A 22,360-nucleotide genomic window follows, 5' to 3' on the forward strand; every position below is an offset into this window, starting at 1 on the left:
GGGACCGGCGGGGCCAGAGGAAGGTGATCTGCGTCTCACCGCACCGGACCAACTTGTGGAGATGCTGAAACCGTGGCACCTGCATGCGCGGTGACGTCTGTGTCGCGGAAGGGCCGGGCGTGACGGGTGAGCAGGGGTGAACGGTGCGTGAGGGGTGTGAACGGGTGCGGAATCCGGGGCCGTGGGGAGTTTTCCTCGAATTCCTTGTCCACCAGTGCTGTTCGGATGGCTCGGTGCGGTATCCGGTGGTTCCTGGCGACATCCCGGCGGGGCTCGCCGACGGGTGCGTGAAGGGGGTCTTCTGGGCTGTGGAGTGCCGCGTCCCCGCAGGGCGAGGAGGGCGATCCGTGCGAGGCGTACGAAGTCGTACAGTACCGTCACCAATTCCCCATGATGGGCAGAATCCAGGAATTTGACGGAACGGTGAGCGGGGCTTGTGGATCGATGCCATAACGGTATGGTCGACTCCGCATCGCCGGGTTGGTGATTCCACGGCCGATGCCTCAGGGGGTCTCACATGCAGGCACTCTCCGGCTCCGGGTGTGCGTGGACCGAAGGAAGACGTTCGAGGCGAGGCAGATCATGACCACCACGTCGGCCGGTGACGGCACTTCTGCGGGTGACAGCGGTGGCGGCGGCGAGTGGAGCTGGTTCGCCCCGGCCCGGAAAGGTGCCGCATCCGCGCCGGAGGGCGACGGACAGGAGCGTGAGCCGGAAGCGGGCGGGACGCCCAGCCGGCCGGTGACACCGATACGTCCGGTGGGGTCGGGTGCCGAGCGACGTGCCTCCGCCCCGGGCGGGCCCGGTCCGGGTACGACGGCGCCGTACGGGAATCCGGGCGCGGCCGGCGCGTACGGAGGGCCGTCTCCGTACGGCTCTTCCCCGCATCCCGGGCGGCCGGGGCCGGTGCCGCAGCACGGTCCGGGCGGCGAGGAGCACCAGCGCGTCGAGCCGGAGGATCCGTACCAGGGGTTCGGGCCCGGGGACCGGATGCCCGGCGCCCCCGCGGGTCCGCCATCGCACGAGCCGGCGGGACGTCCACCGGAGGCCCGGGGCCCCGCGGCCCACGACCCGTTCGGCGTCCACGACCAGCTGCCCGCGCAGGAGCCGGCCACGCAGGAGGCGTCTCCCGACGCCGTGCTGATCCGGCGCACGATGACGGAGATCGAGCCGGTCGCCGATGCGGCCACCGCCTACTTCTACGCGATGCTGTTCGTGCAGCATCCGCATCTGCGGGAGCTGTTCCCGGCCTCGATGGACGCGCAGCGCGACCGCCTGTTCCGGGCGCTGCTGACGGCGGCCCGGCTGATCGACGAGCCGGAGACCCTGAGCAAGTACCTGTCCGGGCTCGGCCGCGGCCACCGCAAGTACGGCACAGCGCCGGAGCACTATCCGGCGGTCGGCGAGTGCCTGCTGGGCGCGCTCACCCAGTACTGCCGCACCACCTGGAGCGACGAGGCGGAGGCCGCCTGGGTGCGGGCGTACACCGCGATCTCGCAGACGATGATCGACGCGGCGGCGGAGGACGAGAAGCACGCGCCCGCATGGTGGAACGCGGAGATCGTGGCGCACGAGATGCGCACCCGGGACATCGCGGTGATCACCGTGCGCCCGGACCAGCCGTATCCCTTTCTGGCCGGGCAGTACACGAGCGTGGAGACGCCGTGGTGGCCGCGGGTGTGGCGGCACTACTCCTTCGCGTCGGCGCCGCGTTCGGACGGGCTGCTCACCTTCCACGTGAAGTGCGTGCCCGCCGGCTGGGTCTCCAGCGCGCTGGTCAACCGGGCGCGGCAGGGCGACGTGATCCGGCTGGGCCCGCCGGCCGGTTCGATGACGGTCGACCACGCGACGGACAGCGGTCTGCTCTGTCTGGGCGGCGGTACGGGCATCGCGCCGATCAAGGCGCTGATCGAGGACGTCGCGGAGCACGGTCGGGCCCGTCCGGTCGAGGTCTTCTACGGCGCGCGCAACGATCACGACCTGTACGACCTGCGGACCATGTTGCGCATGGAGGAGCGGTACCGGTGGCTGTCGGTGCGGCCGGTGGTCTCGGACGGCGATCCGGCGCTCCGGCGCCCGTCGGTGAACGCGGACGCGGCGGGGGCCGCGCTGCTGGCCGGAGACCTGCCCGAGGTGGTGCAGCAGTACGGGCCGTGGAGTGCGTACACCGGTTACCTCTCCGGGCCGCCGGGGCTGATCCGCAGCGGTGTCGACGCGCTCCGGGGGGTCGGGATACCGGCGCACCGGATACGGCACGACTCCCTGGAGGAACTGGTCGCCGCGGCGGAGTGACGCCGCCGCTCTACGCGCGGAACACGTTTCGGGTCGGCGGTCGGCGGCCGGGCCCAGGGGAAGTCGGAGAAGGAGACAGCTGAGGTGGCAGACGCCGAGAGGGCCCACGGGGCCGCGGTGGACGGGAGACCCGACGAGCACGGTGCGGCGACGGCCGTCCCGCTGCGCCGGCCGGGCAGCGACGGCGAGCACGCGCTGCAGCAACGCATGGGCACGGCGGACCGCGCGGACCGGTTCTACGACCAGCAGGTCCTGGACCACCTCAACGAGCGGATGCGGGAGTTCGTGCAGGGCCAGGAGATGTTCTTCCTGGCCACCGCGGACCGGCACGGCGAGTGCGACAACACCTTCCGGGCCGGGCCGCCCGGCTTCCTGCGGGTACTGGACGAACGCACCCTGCTCTTCCCCGAGTACCGGGGCAACGGCGTGCACGCCTCGCTCGGCAACCTGCAGGAGAACCCGCACGTGGGCATCCTGCTGATGGACTTTCTCCGGGCGCGCATCGGTCTGCACGTCAACGGGCGCGCGGAGGTGCTCGAGGACGCGGCGGTGCGCACCGAGCACCCCGACCTGCCGGAGGACCCGGTGCCGGGCCGCCGGGCGCGGATGTGGGTGAAGGTGTGGGTGGACGAGGCGTACATCCACTGCGCGAAGCACATCCCGCACCTGCAGAAGGTCCCGAAGGGGGCGGGGCGCGACTGGGGCACCGACGACCACAAGCGCAAGGGCGGCGACTTCTTCGGCAGCGCGCGGGAGGCGCGGGAGCGCGGGCCGGTCGAGTGGGAGCCGCGGGAGCACGAGCCGCCGCCGCTGCCCGGGCAGCGGCCGCTGACGCAGCCGGAGGACCTGCCGCCCCGGCCCGCGCTGCCGTCCGTCGCGGAGCCGGGCGCCGAGCCGGCGGCGGAGCCGGCAGGTGTACCGGCGGCCGGTGCGGCCCTGGAACCCGTCGCGTCGAGGGAGCAGCTTCCCGAGGACGCCCCCACGCGCAGCTTCGAGCGGATACCCGCGTACGGCGGGCCGCGGCACGCCCGCAGGTACCCGGAGCACCAGACGCCGGTCGCGCAGTGGCGGGCCGTGCCGGGTGCTTCGGGGCGGCAGGTGCCGCCGCTGCCCGGGATGCCGCCGCAGGCCCCCGCGCGGGACGACGCGCCGTGGCGGTACCGGCACGGTGAGGTCCACGCATCCACCCACGGTGCCGGGTCGTACGGCGGTGGTGACGCGTACGGCGGCGGTGACGCGTACGGCGGCGGTGACGCGTACGGCGGCGGTGACGCGTACGGCGGGAACGGCGCCGCCCGGGTGCCGCCCGGGACGGGGGCGGCGGCCGGGGCGTCCGCGGTGATCGCGGCGCGCGGCGCGGTGCCGACGGGCGAGGACGCGGAGTCCTGGCGTCTGGAGGCGGAACGGGCGCTGGAGGACGCGCAGCAGCGGGCGGCGGACGAGGAGTCCTCCTCGTTCCAGGGCTGGTTCGGCTGAGGCCGGCTCCGGGTCGCCGCGGCCGGTCGGGCGTCGGGGGCCCGGCGGGCACGGCGGTGCGGTCGTGGTTCAGCCGAGGCCGGGGTCCAGCAGGGCCCGGACGCCCTCCAGGTTGCGGTCGAGGTAGCCGCGCAGCGTCGGCGGGACGACGTCGACGGAGGCGATGCCCTCGCGGGTGAAGGGGAGGCGCACGACCTCGTACTCGCCGCAGGGTTCCTCGACCTCGGGTCCGTGCCGCCGGGAGAGGTCCATGCTCTCCAGCCGGCAGGCGAAGAAGAACTGCACCTTCACGCCCTCCCGGCCGTCGTCCGTGGTGTGCGGGACGGTGTCGACGAAGGCGGGGACGACATCGCCCACCTCGGCGCCGAGTTCCTCGTCGACCTCGCGGTGCAGGGCCCGTACGACGCTTTCGTCCACGTCGGGTTCCACGCCCCCGCCCGGGGTGATCCAGTACGGGGCCAGGCCGGGCTTCGTCCGCTTGATGACGATCATGTGGTCGCCGTCGAGCAGAATGGCGCGGGCGGTGCGTTTGACCACGGGACGTTCGGGGGTCATGCAGGAGGTCTGGCCCGTGGTGCGGCGGCTGAAACCCGCCTGCTGCGCGGCCGGCCCGGGGGCGCGGCGTGCGGCGTGGAGGCGCGGTGCACGCGTCGGTGTTCCGGCGGAGCCGCCGGAGGTCACCAGTCGGCGGACGCGCGCACCAGCCACTCGTGGGTGCGTGCGATGTGCGGCAGGGCCAGGGTGCCCACCCGCACGGTGAGGAAGTAGGTGCGCAGCGGGGGTACGGGCGGTTCCAGCAGGGCGGCGAGGGCGCCGCTCGCCAGGTGCTCGGCGCACAGGTAGCGGGGCAGCACGGCCATGCCCGCGCCGTGCAGCACGCACTGGAGTACGGCGCGCAGGTCCGGGGCGATGACCGTGCCGGACTGGAGTAGCGGCTGGTCGAAGACGGCGGCCCAGTAGCGGGTCATCAGCGGCATGCTCTCGTGGACCGACAGCGCCGGTACGTCCTCCAGCGCGGCGGGTCCCTTTGCGCGCACCACGGCCGCGCCGCCGAGCCGCGCGGCCCAGCGCGGCCCGGCGACCAGGACCAGCTCCTCGTCGCACAGCGGGGTGGTGGCCAGGAGTCGGCCGCGGGGGCGGCCGGTGGTGAGGGCGAGGTCGCTGTGGCCGGCGGCGAGCCCTTCGAGGACCTCCTCGGTGCTGCCGAACGCGGCGCGCAGGGAAAGGCCCTGGCCGACCAGGGCGGTGAGTGCGGGCACGGCCCGCAGCGCGGTGAACTCGGGCGGGCCGGCGAGGTGCACGGTGCGGCCGGCGCTCTCCTCGTCGAGGCCCCTTTCGGTGATCTCGGTCAGGGCGTCGAGGTGTGGGGCGACCTTGCGGGCGAGCTCCTCGCCGACGGCGGTGGCGGTGACGCCGCGGGCCATCCGGTGGAAGAGCGGACGGCCGATCTGACCCTCCAGGGTGCGGATCTGCCCGGTGACGGCCGGCTGGGAGAGGCCGAGGAGTACCGCGCCGCGGGTGAAGGAGCCGGCGCGGTGCACCGCCAGGAACGTGCGCAGCAGCGCCAGGTCCATCGGTCCTCCACTCGTGTGCGGGGGTGCGAACGTGCGGGACGCGCGCCGGGGCGCGCGAGGAAGGGGGCGACCTCGCTGTGCGTCCCCGGCCCCTTCCACACCGTCACGGTGGGTAGCGCAACGATAAATATATCGATAGGCAAGTGTCACTACGGTGATTGGACACTGACGCTGAGTCAACTAGCCTTGGGGTGCGGTTCTTCGCGCGTTGAAGACGGCGCGTTCGAGACAGGAGGGGGGAGTCTCGAAACGTCGTTCACCGACCGCTTCGGCCGCACGCCCCCGGGGGACGTACAGGGGCGCCGGGGGATGTACGGGGGCACACCGCGACCGGGGGGCTGCACCGATCGGTGCAGCCCCCCGGTCGTCGGCGTCGCACCTCTTCGAGGGCGGCCGCCGCGCATCCGGGAGGCCGTCGCCGTCGGTCAGTCCGCCAGCGGCAGGTAGACGCGGTTGCCCGCCTCGGCGAACTCACGCGACTTCTCCGCCATGCCCGCCTCGATCTCCTGCACGTCGAGTGCGGCGGGGACGCCGCCGTTCGCTGCTCCGCCTCCGGCCATCTCGCTGGCGTGCTCCCGGCGGATGTCCTGGCTGATCTTCATCGAGCAGAATTTCGGCCCGCACATCGAGCAGAAGTGTGCCGTCTTGGCCGGTTCGGCCGGGAGGGTCGCGTCGTGGAACTCCCGGGCGGTGTCCGGGTCGAGGGCCAGGTTGAACTGGTCCTCCCAGCGGAACTCGAAGCGCGCGTCGGACAGCGCGTCGTCCCAGTCCTGCGCGCCCGGGTGGCCCTTGGCCAGGTCCGCCGCGTGCGCCGCGATCTTGTACGTGATCACGCCGGTCTTGACGTCGTCCCGGTCGGGCAGGCCCAGGTGCTCCTTCGGCGTGACGTAGCAGAGCATCGCCGTCCCCCACCAGCCGATCATCGCCGCGCCGATGCCCGAGGTGATGTGGTCGTACGCCGGGGCGATGTCGGTGGTGAGCGGGCCCAGGGTGTAGAAGGGCGCCTCCTCGCAGATCTCCTGCTGGAGGTCGATGTTCTCCTTGATCTTGTGCATCGGGACGTGTCCGGGGCCCTCGATCATCGTCTGCACGCCGCGCGCCTTGGCGATCCGGTTCAGTTCGCCGAGCGTGCGCAGTTCGGCGAACTGCGCCTCGTCGTTCGCGTCGGCGATCGATCCGGGCCGGAGTCCGTCGCCGAGCGAAAACGTCACGTCGTACGCGCGCAGGATGTCGCAGAGTTCCTCGAAGTGGGTGTAGAGGAAGCTCTCCTGGTGATGCGCCAGGCACCAGGCGGCCATGATGGAGCCGCCGCGTGAGACGATGCCGGTCTTGCGACGCGCGGTGAGCGGCACGTAGCGCAGCAGCACGCCGGCGTGGACGGTCATGTAGTCGACGCCCTGCTCGCACTGCTCCAGGACGGTGTCCTTGTAGACCTCCCAGCTCAGCTCCTCGGCCTTGCCGTCGACCTTCTCCAGCGCCTGGTAGAGCGGCACCGTGCCGATGGGCACGGGGGAGTTGCGCAGCACCCACTCGCGGGTGGTGTGGATGTTGCGGCCGGTGGAGAGGTCCATGACCGTGTCGGCGCCCCAGCGGCTCGCCCAGGTCATCTTCTCCACCTCCTCCTCGATCGAGGAGGTGACGGCGGAGTTGCCGATGTTGGCGTTGACCTTCACCAGGAAGTTCTTGCCGATGATCATCGGCTCGATCTCCGGGTGGTTGACGTTGGCCGGGAGGACGGCGCGTCCCGCGGCGATCTCGTCGCGCACCAACTCGGGGGAGACGTTCTCCCGGACGGCGACGTACTCCATCTCCGGGGTGATGTCGCCGCGCCGGGCGTACGCGAGCTGCGTGACGGCCATATCGCCGCGTGCCCGCCGGGGCTGGCGCGGACGGCCGGGGAAGACCGCGTCCAGGTTCCTCAGACCGCCGCGCGGCGAGGTGTGCTTGATCCCGTCGTCCTCGGGCCGCAGTTCACGGCCCGCGTACTCCTCGGTGTCCCCCCGGGAGATGATCCAGTTCTCCCGCAGCGGCGGCAGGCCGCGGCGGACGTCGGTGTCGATGGTGGGGTCGGTGTACGGGCCGGACGTGTCGTACAGCGTCACGTCCTGGCCGTTGGTGAGGTGCACCCGGCGGACCGGGACCCGGATGTCCGGGCGCGATCCCCCGACGTAGCCCTTGTGCCAGCCCGGTTTCCGCTGCGCTTCGGCAGCGCCGGACGGGTTTTCGGGCGTGCGTGCATCCTGCATGGTCATGAGACCTACTCCCTACGCCGGCATTACCCGGTAACAGGTTCGGCGGTCGACGCAGCCGTTCAGCGCCCTCTCAGCCCCGTGCTCGGAGCTCCCGCGATGTGCAAAGCGGCTCCACGCTAACGGCTCACCGCGCGGGGTGGCCAGAGGGCCCCCGGCTTCTTGCGATGATCGGTGTGTGACGACGCCACCGCAGCAGCCGCAGCCGCCGTCCTCCGGGTGGGGGGACGGGCCCCGATCCGGGCATGCCCACCAGCACGGCCGGCGCCCCGAGTACGGCCACCCGCCCGCCCACGGCGGCGGTCACGGCGGGCACGGCGGTCACGGCCACGGCGGTGGGCACGGCGGTCACGGCCACGCGCACGCCCATGGCCCGGCGACGCCCGTCTCCCGCCACCTGCGGAAGGTCGTCGCCGCCGTGCTCATCCCCTTCGCCGCCGCCGTCGTCGCGGGGCTGGTGCTGCTCTGGCCGGGCGGGGCGCCGGGCGGGCAGGAGGACGGTCGCAGCGGCGTCGGCTTCGACCGGCCCACCTACGACGCGCGCGTCACGGCCGTGCGCACCGTGGACTGCGCCGACGTCAACGCCCAGCCGTCGGGCGGGATCGGGCAGCAGCCCGATCCCGGCGCGGGCGGTGCCGGCGGTGCCGGCGACCAGGCGTGCCGCCAGGCGACCGTCGAGGTCACCAGCGGCCCCGGCACCGGACGCACCTTCCCCCACGTCATCACCCCGGACGCCACCCGCACCCTGTCCGCCGGGCAGGACGTCGTCGTCGCCTATGCGGAGAACGCGCCGCGGGATCTCCAGTACGCGGTGATCGACGTGGACCGCGACCTGCCGATGGCGCTGCTCGCCGGGATCTTCGCCGTGGTGGTGGTGCTGGTGGGACGGCTGCGCGGGATGCTGGCGCTGGTCGGGCTGGGGGTGAGCTTCGCCGTGCTGACGCTGTTCATCCTCCCGGCGATCCTCCAGGGCTCCAACCCGCTGCTGGTCGCTGTGGTGGGCGGCAGCGCGATCATGCTGGCCACGCTCTACCTCTGCCACGGCCTGTCCGCACGGACCTCCGTCGCGGCGCTCGGCACGCTGGTGTCGCTGCTGCTGATCGGCGTGCTGGGTTCGCTGTTCATCGGCTGGGCGGAGCTCACGGGCAACACCGACGACCAGACGGGGCTGGTGCACGGGCTCTACCCCGACATCAAGATCCAGGGTCTGCTGCTCGCCGGTGTGCTCATCGGTTCGCTCGGCGTGCTGGACGACGTCACGGTGACTCAGACCTCGGCCGTGTGGGAGTTGAGGGACGCCGACCCGTCGGCGGGTTGGCGGCAGCTGTACGGCGCCGCGATGCGCATCGGCCGCGACCACATCGCGTCCGTGGTCAACACCCTGGTGCTCGCCTACGCCGGGGCGGCCCTACCGCTGCTCCTGCTCTTCTCCATCGCGGAGAGCAGCGTGGCCACGGTCGCCGGTTCGGAGTTGGTGGCGGAGGAGATCGTGCGGACCCTCATCGGGTCCATCGGGCTGGTCGCGTCCGTGCCCGTCACCACGCTCCTGGCCGCGCTGGTGGTCTCCGCGGACCGCCGGCCGGGGACGACCCCCGGCTCCGCCGAGGTCCCCGGCGCTCCGGTGCCCGCCGGGGCGGCGCCCGGCGCGACGGTCACCAGTCGTCGCGGGAGGAGGAGGAAGAAGAGGTGAACTGGCGCACCAGGTAGATCAGACCGCCCACCAGGGCCGCGAAGAGCAGCACCTTGAAGAGCAGGCCGACCAGGAAGCCGACCACGCTGGCGATCAGCCCGCCGAACACGACGAGCGCGATCACCGGTATGGCGACCCACTTCACCCACCACGGCAAGGTGGCGAGCACTTCCTTGACAGCCATGACAACTCTCCGTGAAGGACTCGAGGACGGCGGTGCGCCCGGGACGAACGCACCGTCTGCCCTCGATGCTAAGGCGAGTGGCGGCGCTGCGGGAGTGGCGCCGACCCCGGCGCGACCCTGAATCGACCCCTACGGCTCCGGCCGGCCGCACGTCAGCCCTCCGGGGGAGAGAACACCACCATGACCCGCAGGTCCTCGCTGACGTGGTGGAAGCGGTGCGGCACGCCGGCCGGCACGTACACGACGCTGCCGCGCGCCACCGGCGTCGTCTCGTCCCCGACGGTGAGCGCCGCACGGCCGCTGACCACGAAGTACACCTCGTCCTGCGAATGCGGCTGCTGCGGGTCCGCCCCGCCTCGGTCCACGGCGTACAGGCCCACCGACATGTGACGCTCGCGCAGGAACTGCAGATAGGCGCCGTCGTTCGCGGCACGCTCCGCCTCCAGCTCTTCCAGCCGGAACGCCTTCACACCGGTCCCCCACCTTCTGTGTTCGATCCACCGGTACGGATGGAACCATCAGCGTATGACGAACTTCCTCATCAAGACCGTGGCCAACGCGGCGGCGCTGCTCGTCGCCGTGTGGCTGATCGCCGGCATCACGCTCACCGGCGAGGACACCGGCCGGCAGGCCCTCACCCTCGTGCTCGTCGCCCTGATCTTCGGCCTGGTCAACTTCGTGGTCAAGCCGGTCGTGAAGCTGCTCTCGCTGCCGGTGCTCATCCTCACGCTCGGCCTGTTCACCCTGGTGATCAACGCGCTGATGCTCCTGCTGACGTCGTGGCTGGCGGACGTGGTCGACCTCAGCTTCCACGTCGACGGCTTCTGGGCGGCTCTGCTCGGCGGCCTGATCATCTCGATCGTCTCCTGGGCCCTGAACATGATCCTTCCGGACGACGACTGATGCCGGTGCACGGTCCCGACCGCCGCTACCGGGTGTGCTTCGTGTGTACGGGCAACATCTGCCGCTCCCCCATGGCCGAGGCGGTGTTCCGGGCCCGGCTGGAGGATGCGGGGCTGGACGACCGGGTGCGCACGGACAGCGCCGGCACCGGCGGCTGGCACGTCGGCGAGCCCGCAGACCCCCGTACCGCCGCGGTGCTGGGGACGGCCGACTACCCGCTGCTGCACGCCGCGCGCCGGTTCGAGCCGGACTGGTTCCAGCACATCGACCTGGTGATCGCGCTGGACGAGGGGCACCGCAGCGAGCTGCGACGGCTCGCGCCGGATGCCGCGGAGGCCGGGAAGGTCCGCCTGCTGAGGTCCTACGACCCGGTGTCGGCCGAGCGGGGCGAGCTGGACGTCCCCGACCCGTACTACGGCGGTGACGAGGGCTTCCAGGAGTGCCTGGACCTCGTCGAGGCGGCCATGCCCGGTCTGCTCGCCGAGGTCGCCGCGGTGGTGGAGGCGCGGGAGGGCCGCACCGGGATCGGCCCTGCGGGGAGCGCGGGGCGAGGTCGTGCCGGGAGCGGCGGACCGTGATCGCGGACCGGGTGCGCGAGATGACCGGCGTGCCGGTCGGGGAGGCGCGGCCGGTGGGCGGCGGCGACGTCTGCGCCGCCCACCGGCTCGACGCCGACGGCCGGACGCTCTTCGCCAAGACCCTCGCCGACGCTCCGGAGGGCTTCTTCCGCGCCGAGGCGGACGGTCTGGCGCTGCTCGCCGGAACGGGCGTGGTCGCGGTGCCCGCGGTAGTGGCGGCGGCGCCGGACGTGCTGGTGCTGGACTGGATCGAGCCCGGCCGGCCGTCGCCCGGGGCGGCGGAGCGGCTGGGCCGCGATCTGGCCGCGCTGCACGACAGCCCGGTCGAGGCGTGGGGCACGCCCGGCCGGCCCGCCTTCCTCGGGCCGCTGCCGCTGCCCTCGCCCGACGCCCGCCTGACCGACCCGGGCGACTGGCCTGCCTTCCACGCCGCGTACCGGCTGCTTCCCTTCCTGCGGCGGGCCGCCGACGCCGGCGCGATGGCCGACGGCGACGTACGGGCCGTGGAGCGGCTGTGCGCACGTCTCGACGAGGTGGCCGGGCCACCGCAGCGGCCGGTCGTGATCCACGGAGACCTGTGGTCCGGCAACGTGCACTGGTCCGCGACCGGCCGGGCCTGGCTCATCGACCCCGCCGCGCAGGGCGGTCATCCGGAGACCGATCTGGCGATGCTGGAGCTGTTCGGCTGCCCGCACCTGGACCGCGTGCTGGCCGCGTACGAGGAGGTGCGGCCCGTTCCCGGCCGCGCCGCGCGGACGGGGCTGCATCAGCTGCAGCACCTCCTGGTGCACGCGGTGCTCTTCGGCGGCGGGTACGGTGCCCGCTGCGGGCAGGTGGCGCGCGCCGCCCTGGCGTGACCCGCGGGACCGGCGGATCCGGGGTGGCCGGAGTGACCGGAGTGAGAGGCAGGCGCAGCGACATGAGCAGGGACGACCGCGACGCGACCCGGGTGGTGCGGGCGGGGCTGCCGCCGGAGGAGCCGTACGCGCCGCCGTTGCCCGGGCCGGTGTTCGCCGCGCACTACCACCTGCCCGGCGACCCGCACGACGCCCCGTACGCCTACGGCCGGGACGCCAACCCGACCTGGACGGCGCTGGAGCGCGCCGTCGGCGCACTGGAGGCGCCGACCGGGGTGCCCGGCGAACAGGTGCACGCGCTCGCCTTCGCCTCCGGCATGGCCGCGATCTCCGCCGTGGTGTTCTCCCAGGTGCGGCCCGGCGAGGCGGTGGTGCTGCCGTCCGACGGGTACAACCTGCTGGTGCCGACCCGGGAACGCCTGGAGTCGCTGGGCGTCGAGGTGCGCACGGCGCCGACCGGCGGCGACGCGCAGCGCGAACTCCTCGACGGCGCCCGGCTGCTGTGGATCGAGTCGCCGTCGAACCCGGGGCTGGACGTGTGCGACATCCGGGCCCTGACGGACGAGGCCCATGCACGCGGCGCGCTGGTGGCCGTCGACAACACCCTCGCCACCCCGCTGGGACAGCGCCCGCTGGAACTCGGTGCGGACTTCTCCGTCGCCTCCGGCACCAAGGCGCTCACCGGCCACGGCGACCTGCTGCTCGGCTATGTCGCCTGCCAAGACGCCGCTCTCGCCGGCGGGGTGCGGCTGTGGCGCAAGACAGTCGGCGCCGTCCCCGGCCCGATGGAGGCGTGGCTGGCGCACCGTTCGCTGGCCACCCTGGAGCTGCGCACCCGGCAGCAGGCGACCGGTGCGCTGGCCGTCGCGCGGGCACTGCGCGAGCTGCCCGGGGTGACGGACGTACGTCACCCCGGGCTGCCCGAGGACCCGTCGCACCCGGTGGCGGCCCGTCAGATGCGCCGCTACGGCTGCGTGGTGTCGTTCACGCTGCCGGACAAGGGCTTCGCCGAACGCTTCCTGGCCGCGCTGCGGCTGGTCGACGACGCCACCAGCTTCGGCGGTGTGCGCAGCACCGCGGAGCGGCGTGGTCGCTGGGGCGGCGACGCCGTGCCGGAGGGTTTCGTGCGGATGTCCGTCGGTGTGGAGGACCCGGAGGACCTGGTCGCCGACCTCCGGCACGCGGTGGAGCACGCGGCCGCACAACAGGAATGACGAGTCAGGCCTTTCGGTCGATATCGCTGTTCGACGGCGCAAGGGCGTCAGCGGCGGAAGAATGCCCGCATGACGCACACCGAAAGCACTGTCGAAGAGCGCGCTGACGTCCCCGCCGCCCGCCCCGGGAGGGACGGGAGCGGTGGTGGAGGCAGCGCAGACGGCGGTGCGGAGATGCCGTCCGGGCCGAAGCGCCGCCGTGGGCGGAGGGTGCTGCTCTGGTGCCTCGCCGGTGTGCTGCTGCTGGTCGGCGGTCCCGCCGGGTACGGGTGGTGGCGGGCGGACAGCGCTGCCGACTCGATCCCACGCATCCCGGACGCTCTGCCCAACGTGCCCGAGAGGCAGCAACCGCCGCCCGGGGCTGGCGTGACGTTCCTGCTCGTAGGGCTCGATACCAGGTCCGGGGTGCCGACCACCGGTGACGACGCGCAGGCGCCCGCGTGGAGGGCCGGGGCCTCGCGCAGCGACACGATGATGCTGTTCCACCTGTCGGCGGACCGCGAGGACGCGGCGGTGGTCTCACTGGCCCGCGACACCTGGGTGGAGATACCGGGGCACGGTGAGGCCAAGCTCAACGCCGCCTACTCCTGGGGTGGTCCGGCCCTCGCCGTGCGGACGGTGCAGGACGTCACCGGTGTCCGGGTCGACCACCTCGCGGTCGTCGACTGGAACGGTTTCCGTGAGTTGACCGATGCCGTGGGCGGTGTGGACATCACCGTGCCGCGCGACATACCCGGCCGCGGCGACGCCCCCGCTCACCGGGCCGGCACCCACCGCATGAACGGCGAGGAGGCGCTGGCATACGTCCGCGAACGCAAGGGCCTGCCCCGCGGCGACCTGGACCGTACGGCGCGGCAGCAGAACTTCCTGCGGGCGCTGATGGGCCGGGTGCTCAGCGGCGAGACGCTGTCCAGCCCTTCCCGGGTCAGTGGCCTGCTGGACTCGGTCGGCGACGTGGTCGGGGTGGACGACGGCCTGTCCAACAGCGGGCTGTACGACCTGGCGTGGGGCATGCGCGGGCTGCGTACCTCCGACGTGCGGTTCCTCAACGCGCCCGTGGACGGCTTCGGCACCCGCCAGGGACAGTCCGTGGTGCTGCTGGACCGGGAGCGGGCGGCGCCGCTGTGGGAGGCGATCCGGGAGGACCGCGTCACGGAGTATCTGGCCACCCACGACACCGACGGGCTGAAGGACCCCGGTTCGGTGCGGTAGGGCCTCTCCGGCGGACAGGGCCTGGCGCCCTGCCCTGCTCCGCCTTCGCCGTCCGGTGATCCTTCCGGCGCTGGCGCCCCCGGAGCGTCACTCCGGCTGCGTCTCGGGGCCGCCGTAGGCCGGGCCGTCGTAGTCGGGTGTGGCGAACTCCGGGCTGGAGAATCGGGGGCGCGTGGACGCCGAGTCGCTGCCGGAACCCGTCGCGGGGCTGGAGAAGCCGGGGTGGGAGAAACCGGGGTGGGAGTACCCCAGCCGCGGCGTGCGGGGCTGTTCCGGCAGTTCGCGGGCCAGCGCCTCGGGCGACTTCTCGGCCCCCGCCGGGTCGGCCAGCGCCTCGCGCAGGAACGGCACGATGCCGCGGTCCCGCAGCGCCGTCTGCCAGGCGGACCGGGCCGCGGCGACCTCCTGGGCGAGGTCTTTGGGCACGGAGGCGGGCTCGGCCGCCGGGCCGCGTCTGCGGCGCGGTCTGCCGGGGGCGGCGACGGCGCTCGGCCCGTTGCGAAGCGCGGTCAGCAGCACTCCGCCCATGCCGAACAGGGCGGTTCCGGCGGCCAGGACGGCGAATGCCCAGCCGGCGTTGCGCATCGGGGCGGCGAGGGACGGCTCCGGGTCGAGCAGGTGCAGCCCGTAACCCACCAGGAGGAAGATCAGGGCGGCCGTGCCGGCCAGCAGCGGGGCGAGTACGGAGACGATCGCGAGGAGGCCCGCGCCGTCGCGGCCGGCCACCGTGACCGTCGCGTCGTTGGCCCGCTCGCGCAGTTCCCGGCGCAGCGCGACGAACCGGCGGTACTCGGCGTCGGCGCACGCGGCTATCGGCAGGGCGGCGCTGACGGCCATGCTGCGCAGCTGTGCCCGGCCGAGCCGGTCACCGACCTGGGACAGGCCGGGGTGGCGGTCGGCGGTGCGCAGCGTCTCGTCGAGGAGCCGCTCGAATTCGGGGCGGTCCTCCCTGAGCAGTTGCGGAGCGCTGTTCATGTGCATCCCCCCGATGCTCCGTGGTTCCGCGGGTCGCCGCGGCGACGTCGCGGGTGGTTCCGCGGCGTCGGTTCTCGGCGCGGACGACGGAGGAGAGCTGCTACGGCAGGAGTAGATGGTAGAGCGCTGATGGCGGCCGGTGACAGGGAGTTCACCGAATCCGTACGCGCCCCCCTGCGCCCGGGGGCGCCGCGCACCCGGGCGCGAGACCGCTGCGGACTCGTCCGCGGGCCCGTCGAGAGAGCCGTGGTGGCGCGCTACGGCACCGCTATCGGCGGCCGTTCACGGACGCCTCGGCCACCGGGAGGCGGGTGACGAGCAGCCTGCCGTCCATGGTGACGCCGCCGTCCATCGCGACGGCCAGCCCGTCGGCGTACACGTGCGGGCCGGTGACCGGCGGCGTCTCGCCGGAGTCGTCGCCGGTGGCGCCGGTCAGGTACGGGATGGGGCTGTGGCCGTGCACGACGCGGCTGCCGCCGAAGGCGTCGAGGAGTTCGCGGGCCGCTGCCGTGCCGGAGCCCTCGTCGCGGAAGGCGAAGCGCTTGGTGAAGCGGCGGAAGAGGTCCCACGTCTCGTCGGCGTCGGCGCGTTGCACGGCCTGCGTGACCGCCTCGTTGACCTCGGACACGGTGTCGCCGAATTCGAGGTAGCAGGTGGCGTCGGAGTGCAGCAGCAGGTGGTCGTCCTCGACGGCCATGGCGTGCAGCCGGGACATCCACTGGATGTGGTGGTCCTCCAGCCGCTCCATGTCGGCCTGCTGGCCGCCGTTGAGCAGCCAGGCGGCCTGGAAGGACGCGGTGCCGGCGCCGGACTCGACGGGGGTGTCGCCGAACCGCTTGGCGCCGATGAGCAGCAGTTCGTGGTTGCCCAGCAGGGCCTTGCAGTAGCCGCCCGCGGCGGCGGCCTCCGCGGAGAGCCGCATGACGAGGTCGACGACGCCGATGCCGTCCGGGCCGCGGTCGGTGAAGTCGCCGAGGAACCACAGCCGGGCGTTGCCGCCGGTCCACTGGTCGTCGGCGTCCACGAGCCCTGCTTTCCGCAGCTCGTCGCGGAGTTCGTCGAGGTAGCCGTGCACGTCGCCGACGACGTAGAGCGGCGAGGGGCCTTCGGGGGCGGGTGCGGGGGAGGGCATGTCGATCACAGTCGGTTCGTGTCCGGGCTGGTGCGTGGCGGCGCCGATGACGGGCAGATCGCGCTGGGTCGGGGTGTAGTCGGCGGGCTGGGCGGGGAACGTCGTGGGCGGAGCCTGCGGCGTCGCCGGTCCGCCGCTGCGCGAGGAGTGCGGGTGGTGCGCGTGCGGCGTGGCGTCGCCCGGCACGGATCCTGACGTGCCCGGCCACCCGCCGGGTACGTGCCCTGCCCCCTGGATCATCGACCCCTCCACCTTCGCGCGCCTCATCCCCTGCCCGGACTTCTGCCCTGGCCGACGTCCCGGAGTGGTCTTTCCAGGTCGCGCGCCGGTCCCGGTGCGTGGAGAGCCCATCATAGGAACGACGGTCGCTCCTTGTGACATACCTGGGCCGGCATTTGCCCGGCGGATCGTCACGCGTGCGTTCCGGCGGGTCCTTTGCTCCCGTTTTCCCACGGTACGGACCCGGGCGCTCCCGCCGCGCTGCTCCCGGACGGTCGCCGTCCCAGAGCTCTTCACGCTGCGCGCCGCGCGGTCCGCCGTCGTGCCGGCGTCACTCGGACGAGGGGCCGCGGGGGGCGCTGACAGTCGTGCGGGGCGGGCGGCGGCGTGAACTGGTGCGGACGATCAGGTCGGTGGGCATGACCTGTTCCACCGCGCGCGGCGAGCCCTCTCCTTCGATGGCGTCGATGAGGAGCTGGATCACCGAGTTGCCGATGCGGCCCGGCTTGAGCGAGAGCGTGGTGATGGGCGGTTCGGTGCCCGCGTACACGGCCGACTCGCTGCAGCAGACCAGGAGCAGGTCCTCGGGCACGCGCAGCCCGTAGCGCCGCGCGGCGGCCAGCAGGTCGGTCCCGTTGGGATCGAAGAGGCCGTAGACGGCGTCGGGGCGGTCGGGCCGGGCCAGCAGGCGGTCGGCGGCGACGGCGCCGGCGGCCGGATCGTGCGCCGGGTAGGCCTCCACCACCGGCTCCTGGCCCACGCGCTCGCACCAGTCGAGGTAGGCGCTGGTGGACAGGCGGGTGTAAGTGTCGGTGCTGGTGCCGGTGAGCAGGCCGATACGGCGGGCGCCGGACTCCGCGAGGTGGTCGAGCAGTCCGCGTACGGCGGCCTCGTGGTCGTTGTCGACCCAGGCGGTGACGGGCAGGTTGCCGGCCGGGCGGCCGTCGGAGACGACGGGGATGCCGGAGCGGACGAGTTCGGTGACCAGCGGGTCGCGGTCGGACGGGTCGATGACCACGGTGCCGTCGAGGGCGACGTTCGACCAGATGTCGAAGGCGCTGTGGCGCGAGGTCGCGGGCAGGATGACCAGGGCGTAGCCGCGGGCCAGCGCGGCGGAGGTGGCGGCCCGCGCCATCTCGGCGAAGTAGGCGAACTCGGTGAAGGTGAACGGTTCTTCGCCGTAGGTGGTGACCGTGAGCCCGATGAGGCCGGACTTTCCGGTGCGCAGCGTCCGGGCGGCCGCCGAGGGGCGGTAGCCGAGGCGGTCGGCCACGGCGCGCACGTGGCTGCGGGTGGCGTCCGGCAGGCGGCCCTTGCCGTTGAGCGCGTCGGAGACAGTCGTGATGGAGACACCGGCGGCGGCCGCGACATCACGGATCCCTGCGCGGCCCTGGCGCCGGCGTCCAGCGTGGGAGGTGGAGCTCCGGCTCACCTGATGCTTCTCTGCTGCTGTCATGGCGACCCGATCGTAGGCCCGCGAAGGTGTGTGGGCGGGGACGAGAGGACAAGGGGTGGAAGGCACGATTCTGCACGACGAAAACTCGTGAACAGCCTTTGAATAAACGGTAGTTGACAGGATGGCCAAGTGGATCGTGCATTTCCGGCCGCGTTGTCCCCGCACAATCCCCAAGGTTGCGATGAGGTTGCAACTCACCTTCACGAGTGACGCGCGCCACCGCGCACGCCAGGGCGCGCGGACGCGGGTGTGCGCGGGCGTGGGAGCGCGAACGCGCGCAGGGTGTGCGGAGAAGGGACCCGGCGGACTGTGACCTACGGCCTGTGCACCTTCCGGGGGGCGCCGCATAGGGTGGGGTCCGGGCCGCGCCCCGGCCGACGTCCACCGATCCTGCGCGGCCGCCGGCGGCGGCGGAGCTTTTCCTGCGAGGGTCAAGGAGGACCTGCGGTGACCGAGAAGACCCCGAGGCTGCGCGCAGCGCTCGACGGCGTTCCGACGTACAAGCCCGGCAAGCGGGACGCGGGAAGCGGAACGGTGAGCTACAAGCTCTCCTCCAACGAGAACCCGCACTCGCCGCTGCCCGGTGTGATGGAGTCGGTGACCTCGGCCGCAGCCTCGTTCAATCGCTACCCGGACATGGCCTGCACCGAGCTCATGGAGACGCTCTCCGAGCGCTTCGGCGTCCCGGTCGACCACCTGGCCACGGGCACCGGCTCGGTCGGCGTCGCCCAGCAGCTGCTCCAGTCGACCGTCGACCCGGGCGACGAGGTGATCTACGCCTGGCGGTCCTTCGAGGCGTACCCGATCATCACGCAGATCTCCGGCGCGAAGCCGGTGCAGGTGCCGCTGACCGCGGACGAGGAGCACGACCTCGACGCGATGGCGGACGCGATCACCGAGCGCACCCGGCTGATCTTCGTCTGCAACCCGAACAACCCGACCGGTGTCGCCATCCCCCGCGCCGAGCTGGAGCGCTTCCTGGACCGCGTGCCGGGCGACGTGCTGGTGGTGCTGGACGAGGCGTACCGCGAGTTCGTCCGCGACGAGAACGTGGTGGACGGTCTGGAGCTGTACCGGGAGCGCGCGAACGTCTGCGTGCTGCGCACCTTCTCCAAGGCGTACGGCCTGGCCGGCCTGCGGGTCGGGTTCGCGGTGGCGCACCCCGAGGTGGCCGCGGCGCTGCGCAAGACCGCCGTCCCGTTCGGCGTCACGCAGCTCGCCCAGGACGCCGCGGTGAAGTCGTTGAAGAGCGAGGACGCCCTGCTGGAGCGGGTCGAGGGCCTGGTGGCCGAGCGCGCCCGGGTCTCCCGCGAGCTGGTCACCCAGGGCTGGACGGTGCCGGAGTCGCAGGCCAACTTCGTGTGGCTGCGGCTGGGGGACCGCACGACGGACTTCGCGGCCGCCTGCGGGGAGGCCGGCGTGGTGGTCCGGCCCTTCCCGGGCGAGGGCGTGCGGGTGACGATCGGCGAGACCGAGGCGAACGACCTCTTCCTCCAGGCGGCCGCCGCGTTCCGCAAGGAGCTGTAGGCAGCCGCACGGCACGGCACAGCACGGTGCCGTGTCGTGCCGTGCCGCTCACCGGGTGAGCCCCGGCCCCTTCGAGGGCCGGGGCTCACCCGTTTCCGCACGGGCCCGCCAGGGCCCCGGTGGCGGATGTGTCCGCCCTCACCCACCCCCGGTGCGTGAGGGCCGGAGGTATGGGGTGATAATTACTTGTGAATGTGAACGCATTCACAAGCGGGGGTGTGCGCATCCCGCACCCCCGCAGGCACCCCGCCGTGTCGTGCGAAACGAAGGAGGCGGCGAGATGGACCTCGCGCTGGCACCGGAGACGCTGGCCCGATGGCAGTTCGGGATCACCACCGTCTACCACTTCCTCTTCGTCCCGCTGACGATCTCGCTCGCCGCCCTCACCGCCGGCCTGGAGACCGCCTGGGTCCGCACCCGGAACGAGAAGTACCTGCGGGCGACCAAGTTCTGGGGCAAGCTCTTCCTGATCAACATCGCCATGGGCGTGGTCACCGGCATCGTCCAGGAGTTCCAGTTCGGCATGAACTGGTCCGACTACTCGCGCTTCGTCGGCGACGTCTTCGGCGCCCCGCTCGCGTTCGAGGCGCTCATCGCCTTCTTCTTCGAGTCGACCTTCATCGGCCTGTGGATCTTCGGGTGGGACAAGCTGCCGCCCAAGCTGCACGCCGCCTGCATGTGGACGGTCTCCGCCGGCACTCTCCTCTCCTCGTACTTCATCCTGGCCGCCAACTCCTGGATGCAGCACCCCGTCGGCTACCGGATCGACCCCGACAGCGGACGCGCCGAACTGACCGACTTCCTCGCCGTCCTCACCCAGAACACCACCGTGGTCGTCGTCTTCCACACCCTCACCGCCGCCTTCCTGACCGGCGGCGCCTTCGTGGCCGGCATCGCCGCCTGGCACCTGCGGCGGGGCAGGCACGTCCCGGTGATGCGCACCTCGCTGCGTCTGGGCCTGGTCACCCTCGTCGCTGGTGGCGCCCTCACGGCCGTCAGCGGTGACCAGCTCGCCAAGGTGATGTTCGAGCAGCAGCCCATGAAGATGGCCGCCGCGGAGGCGCTCTGGGACTCCGAGGCGCCCGCTCCCTTCTCCCTGTTCGCCTACGGCGACGTGGACGAGGGACACAACGAGGTGGCGGTCGAGATCCCGGCGGCCCTCTCCTTCCTGGCCCACAGCGACTTCACCACGACCGTGCCCGGCATCAACGACGTCAACGAGGCGTCGCAGGAACGCTTCGGCCCCGGCGACTACCGGCCCAACATCCCCGTGGCCTACTGGAGCTTCCGCTGGATGATCGGCTTCGGCATGGCCTCCGCCGCCCTCGGCGCCGCCGGCCTCTGGCTCACCCGGCGCAGGCTGTGGCTGGCGCCCCGGCTGCGCACCCGGCCCGACGAGGTGCCCCTGCTGGCCCTCACCCGGGACCGCACGCTCGGGCCTGCCCTCGGCGACTGGTACTGGAAGCTGGCCTTCCTCACCCTGGGCTTCCCCCTGGTCGCGAACTCCTGGGGCTGGATCTTCACCGAGATGGGCCGCCAGCCCTGGGTCGTCTACGGCGTGCTCCGCACCCGCGACGCCGTCTCCCCCGGCGTGTCCCAGGCCGAGGTGCTGGTCTCCATGACCGTCTTCACCCTGCTCTACGCCGTCCTCGCGGTGATCGAGGTCCGGCTGCTCGCCACGTACGTCAAGGCCGGGCCGCCCGAACTCACCGAATCCGACCGCAACCCGCCCGACCGGGTCGGCGGCGACCCCAACGACGCCGACCGCCCCATGGCCTTCTCCTACTGAGAAGCGAGGAGAGAAGACGATGGCACTCCACGACCTCTGGTTCGTCCTCATCGCCGTCCTGTGGACCGGCTACTTCTTCCTCGAGGGCTTCGACTTCGGCATCGGCGTCCTCACCCGGCTGCTCGCCCGGGACCGTGCCGAGCGGCGCGTCCTGATCAACACCATCGGCCCGGTCTGGGACGGCAACGAGGTATGGCTGCTGACCGCCGTCGGCGCCACCTTCGCCGCCTTCCCCGACTGGTACGCCACCCTGCTCTCCGGCTTCTACCTGCCGGTGCTGCTGATCCTGGTCTGCCTGATCCTGCGCGGAGTCGCGTTCGAGTACCGCGCCAAGCGGAACGAGGAGCGCTGGCAGCGCAACTGGGAGCGGGCGATCTTCTGGTGCAGCCTGCTGCCCGCCCTGCTGTGGGGGTTGCTCTTCGCCGCCATGGTGCGCGGGCTGCCCATCGGCCCGGACAAGGAGCACACCGGCGGGCTGCTCGACCTGTTCTCGCCGTACACGCTGCTCGGTGGGCTGGCCACCCTGGCGTTGTTCACCTTCCACGGCGCCGTCTTCGCAGCGCTCAAGACCCTCGGCGACATCCGCCTTCGCGCCCGCCGGCTGGCCGCCGGGATCGGGGCCGGTGCGCTGACCGTCCTCACGCTCTTCCTGAGCTGGACGCAGCTGCGGCACGGCGACGGCGCCGCGCTGGTCGCCCTGGCCGTGGCGGTCGCCACCCTGGCCGCCGCGCTGGTCGCCAACCACCGGGAGCGGGAGGGCTGGGCGTTCGCCTGCTCCGGGCTGACCGTCGTCGCCACCACGGCGATGCTTTTCCTCAGCCTGTTCCCGGCGGTGATGCCCTCCACGCTCGATCCGGAATGGAGCCTCACCGTCACTCAGACCGCCTCCAGCCCGTACACGCTGGAGATCATGACCTGGCTCGCCGCCGTCGCCACGCCGGTCGTCCTGCTCTACCAGGGCTGGACATACTGGGTCTTCCGCAAGCGCATCGGGACCCGGCACCTCCAGCAGACCTCGCACTGACCTCCCCCC

18 protein-coding genes, 1 pseudogene and 1 riboswitch are annotated in these 22,360 nt (G+C 72.6%); of the genes and pseudogenes, 11 read left to right on the forward strand and 8 right to left on the reverse strand.

Annotated features, from left to right (window positions below; genetic code table 11):
* The first annotated feature begins 582 nt into the window (after window positions 1-582).
* Window positions 583-2,292, forward strand: a complete 1,710-nt coding sequence (locus tag E4198_RS12935) for a globin domain-containing protein (protein WP_136183285.1) — start codon at window positions 583-585, stop codon at window positions 2,290-2,292.
* Between the two features lie 207 nt (window positions 2,293-2,499).
* A pseudogene (locus E4198_RS12940) lies at window positions 2,500-3,066 on the forward strand (pyridoxamine 5'-phosphate oxidase family protein); the annotation flags it as partial.
* 771 nt (window positions 3,067-3,837) lie between these two features.
* Here E4198_RS12940 and E4198_RS12945 read toward each other — a convergent pair.
* From E4198_RS12945 to thiC, 3 genes are all read right to left on the reverse strand, one after another.
* On the reverse strand, window positions 3,838-4,323 hold the full coding sequence (locus E4198_RS12945) for an NUDIX hydrolase (RefSeq protein ID WP_136183286.1): 486 nt from the start codon (window positions 4,321-4,323) through the stop codon (window positions 3,838-3,840).
* A gap of 122 nt (window positions 4,324-4,445) precedes the next feature.
* On the reverse strand, window positions 4,446-5,342 hold the full coding sequence (locus tag E4198_RS12950; protein WP_136183287.1) for a LysR family transcriptional regulator: 897 nt from the start codon (window positions 5,340-5,342) through the stop codon (window positions 4,446-4,448).
* A gap of 425 nt (window positions 5,343-5,767) precedes the next feature.
* Window positions 5,768-7,594 (reverse strand): phosphomethylpyrimidine synthase ThiC, encoded by a 1,827-nt coding sequence (gene thiC / locus E4198_RS12955; RefSeq protein WP_281727980.1) that lies wholly within the window; start codon window positions 7,592-7,594, stop codon window positions 5,768-5,770.
* A riboswitch (TPP riboswitch) is annotated at window positions 7,586-7,699 on the reverse strand. It overlaps the preceding gene by 9 nt.
* 70 nt (window positions 7,700-7,769) lie before the next feature.
* Here thiC and E4198_RS12960 point away from each other — a divergent pair.
* Window positions 7,770-9,281, forward strand: coding sequence for a YibE/F family protein (locus E4198_RS12960; protein ID WP_136183288.1), 1,512 nt, complete (start codon window positions 7,770-7,772; stop codon window positions 9,279-9,281).
* Here the strand turns inward: E4198_RS12960 and E4198_RS12965 are convergent.
* A complete protein-coding gene (locus tag E4198_RS12965; protein ID WP_027765532.1) occupies window positions 9,244-9,465 on the reverse strand; it encodes a DUF5326 family protein in 222 nt (73 codons plus the stop codon). The genes E4198_RS12960 and E4198_RS12965 overlap by 38 nt on opposite strands.
* A gap of 152 nt (window positions 9,466-9,617) precedes the next feature.
* Complete coding sequence (locus tag E4198_RS12970; protein WP_136183289.1) at window positions 9,618-9,935, reverse strand: cupin domain-containing protein; 318 nt, start codon at window positions 9,933-9,935, stop codon at window positions 9,618-9,620.
* A gap of 55 nt (window positions 9,936-9,990) precedes the next feature.
* Here E4198_RS12970 and E4198_RS12975 point away from each other — a divergent pair, with 55 nt between their 5' ends.
* The 5 genes from E4198_RS12975 (at window position 9,991) to E4198_RS12995 (ending at window position 14,229) form a co-directional block, all read left to right on the forward strand.
* On the forward strand, window positions 9,991-10,368 hold the full coding sequence (locus tag E4198_RS12975) for a phage holin family protein (RefSeq protein ID WP_027765534.1): 378 nt from the start codon (window positions 9,991-9,993) through the stop codon (window positions 10,366-10,368).
* Complete coding sequence (locus E4198_RS12980; RefSeq protein ID WP_136183290.1) at window positions 10,368-10,946, forward strand: low molecular weight protein-tyrosine-phosphatase; 579 nt, start codon at window positions 10,368-10,370, stop codon at window positions 10,944-10,946. The genes E4198_RS12975 and E4198_RS12980 overlap by 1 nt, the downstream gene beginning before the upstream one ends.
* Window positions 10,943-11,803, forward strand: a complete 861-nt coding sequence (locus E4198_RS12985; RefSeq protein WP_348771301.1) for a fructosamine kinase family protein — start codon at window positions 10,943-10,945, stop codon at window positions 11,801-11,803. Before E4198_RS12980 ends, E4198_RS12985 begins: the two co-directional genes overlap by 4 nt.
* A gap of 62 nt (window positions 11,804-11,865) precedes the next feature.
* Window positions 11,866-13,017 (forward strand): cystathionine gamma-lyase, encoded by a 1,152-nt coding sequence (locus E4198_RS12990; protein WP_136183291.1) that lies wholly within the window; start codon window positions 11,866-11,868, stop codon window positions 13,015-13,017.
* A gap of 69 nt (window positions 13,018-13,086) precedes the next feature.
* Entirely contained in the window at window positions 13,087-14,229 is a 1,143-nt protein-coding gene (locus E4198_RS12995) for an LCP family protein (RefSeq protein WP_136183292.1), read from the forward strand.
* Between the two features lie 87 nt (window positions 14,230-14,316).
* On the opposite strand, the gene E4198_RS13000 is transcribed toward E4198_RS12995, so the two are convergent.
* From E4198_RS13000 to E4198_RS13010, 3 genes are all read right to left on the reverse strand, one after another.
* Window positions 14,317-15,210 carry a hypothetical protein gene (locus tag E4198_RS13000; protein WP_136183293.1) on the reverse strand — a complete coding sequence of 298 codons (894 nt, stop codon included), beginning with the start codon at window positions 15,208-15,210 and terminating at the stop codon, window positions 14,317-14,319.
* Between the two features lie 262 nt (window positions 15,211-15,472).
* A complete protein-coding gene (locus E4198_RS13005) occupies window positions 15,473-16,522 on the reverse strand; it encodes a metallophosphoesterase (RefSeq protein ID WP_247597658.1) in 1,050 nt (349 codons plus the stop codon).
* A gap of 364 nt (window positions 16,523-16,886) precedes the next feature.
* Window positions 16,887-18,011 (reverse strand): LacI family DNA-binding transcriptional regulator, encoded by a 1,125-nt coding sequence (locus tag E4198_RS13010; RefSeq protein ID WP_136183295.1) that lies wholly within the window; start codon window positions 18,009-18,011, stop codon window positions 16,887-16,889.
* A 447-nt stretch (window positions 18,012-18,458) separates the two neighbouring features.
* On the opposite strand from E4198_RS13010, the gene hisC reads away from it, so the two are divergent.
* The 3 genes from hisC (at window position 18,459) to cydB (ending at window position 22,351) form a co-directional block, all read left to right on the forward strand.
* A complete protein-coding gene (gene hisC, locus E4198_RS13015; RefSeq protein WP_136183296.1) occupies window positions 18,459-19,538 on the forward strand; it encodes a histidinol-phosphate transaminase in 1,080 nt (359 codons plus the stop codon).
* Window positions 19,539-19,818: 280 nt separating this feature from the next.
* Window positions 19,819-21,327, forward strand: coding sequence for a cytochrome ubiquinol oxidase subunit I (locus E4198_RS13020; protein WP_136183297.1), 1,509 nt, complete (start codon window positions 19,819-19,821; stop codon window positions 21,325-21,327).
* Window positions 21,328-21,346: 19 nt separating this feature from the next.
* Window positions 21,347-22,351, forward strand: coding sequence for a cytochrome d ubiquinol oxidase subunit II (gene cydB / locus E4198_RS13025; protein WP_136183298.1), 1,005 nt, complete (start codon window positions 21,347-21,349; stop codon window positions 22,349-22,351).
* Window positions 22,352-22,360: the final 9 nt, after the last annotated feature.

It is taken from the genome of Streptomyces sp. RKND-216 (assembly GCF_004795255.1).
Lineage (GTDB): Bacteria > Actinomycetota > Actinomycetes > Streptomycetales > Streptomycetaceae > Streptomyces > Streptomyces hazeniae.

Excerpts from the sequence above, each read along its gene's own strand:
- E4198_RS12935 (WP_136183285.1), top strand. The coding sequence starts at position 583 with ATGACCACCACGTCGGCCGGTGACGGCACTTCTGCGGGTGACAGCGGT.
- E4198_RS12945 (WP_136183286.1), bottom strand. The coding sequence starts at position 4,323 with ATGACCCCCGAACGTCCCGTGGTCAAACGCACCGCCCGCGCCATTCTG.
- E4198_RS12950 (WP_136183287.1), bottom strand. The coding sequence starts at position 5,342 with ATGGACCTGGCGCTGCTGCGCACGTTCCTGGCGGTGCACCGCGCCGGC.
- thiC (WP_281727980.1), bottom strand. The coding sequence starts at position 7,594 with ATGACCATGCAGGATGCACGCACGCCCGAAAACCCGTCCGGCGCTGCC.
- E4198_RS12965 (WP_027765532.1), bottom strand. The coding sequence starts at position 9,465 with ATGGCTGTCAAGGAAGTGCTCGCCACCTTGCCGTGGTGGGTGAAGTGG.
- E4198_RS12975 (WP_027765534.1), top strand. The coding sequence starts at position 9,991 with ATGACGAACTTCCTCATCAAGACCGTGGCCAACGCGGCGGCGCTGCTC.
- E4198_RS12980 (WP_136183290.1), top strand. The coding sequence starts at position 10,368 with ATGCCGGTGCACGGTCCCGACCGCCGCTACCGGGTGTGCTTCGTGTGT.
- E4198_RS12990 (WP_136183291.1), top strand. The coding sequence starts at position 11,866 with ATGAGCAGGGACGACCGCGACGCGACCCGGGTGGTGCGGGCGGGGCTG.
- E4198_RS12995 (WP_136183292.1), top strand. The coding sequence starts at position 13,087 with ATGACGCACACCGAAAGCACTGTCGAAGAGCGCGCTGACGTCCCCGCC.
- E4198_RS13000 (WP_136183293.1), bottom strand. The coding sequence starts at position 15,210 with ATGCACATGAACAGCGCTCCGCAACTGCTCAGGGAGGACCGCCCCGAA.
- E4198_RS13010 (WP_136183295.1), bottom strand. The coding sequence starts at position 18,011 with ATGACAGCAGCAGAGAAGCATCAGGTGAGCCGGAGCTCCACCTCCCAC.
- E4198_RS13020 (WP_136183297.1), top strand. The coding sequence starts at position 19,819 with ATGGACCTCGCGCTGGCACCGGAGACGCTGGCCCGATGGCAGTTCGGG.
- cydB (WP_136183298.1), top strand. The coding sequence starts at position 21,347 with ATGGCACTCCACGACCTCTGGTTCGTCCTCATCGCCGTCCTGTGGACC.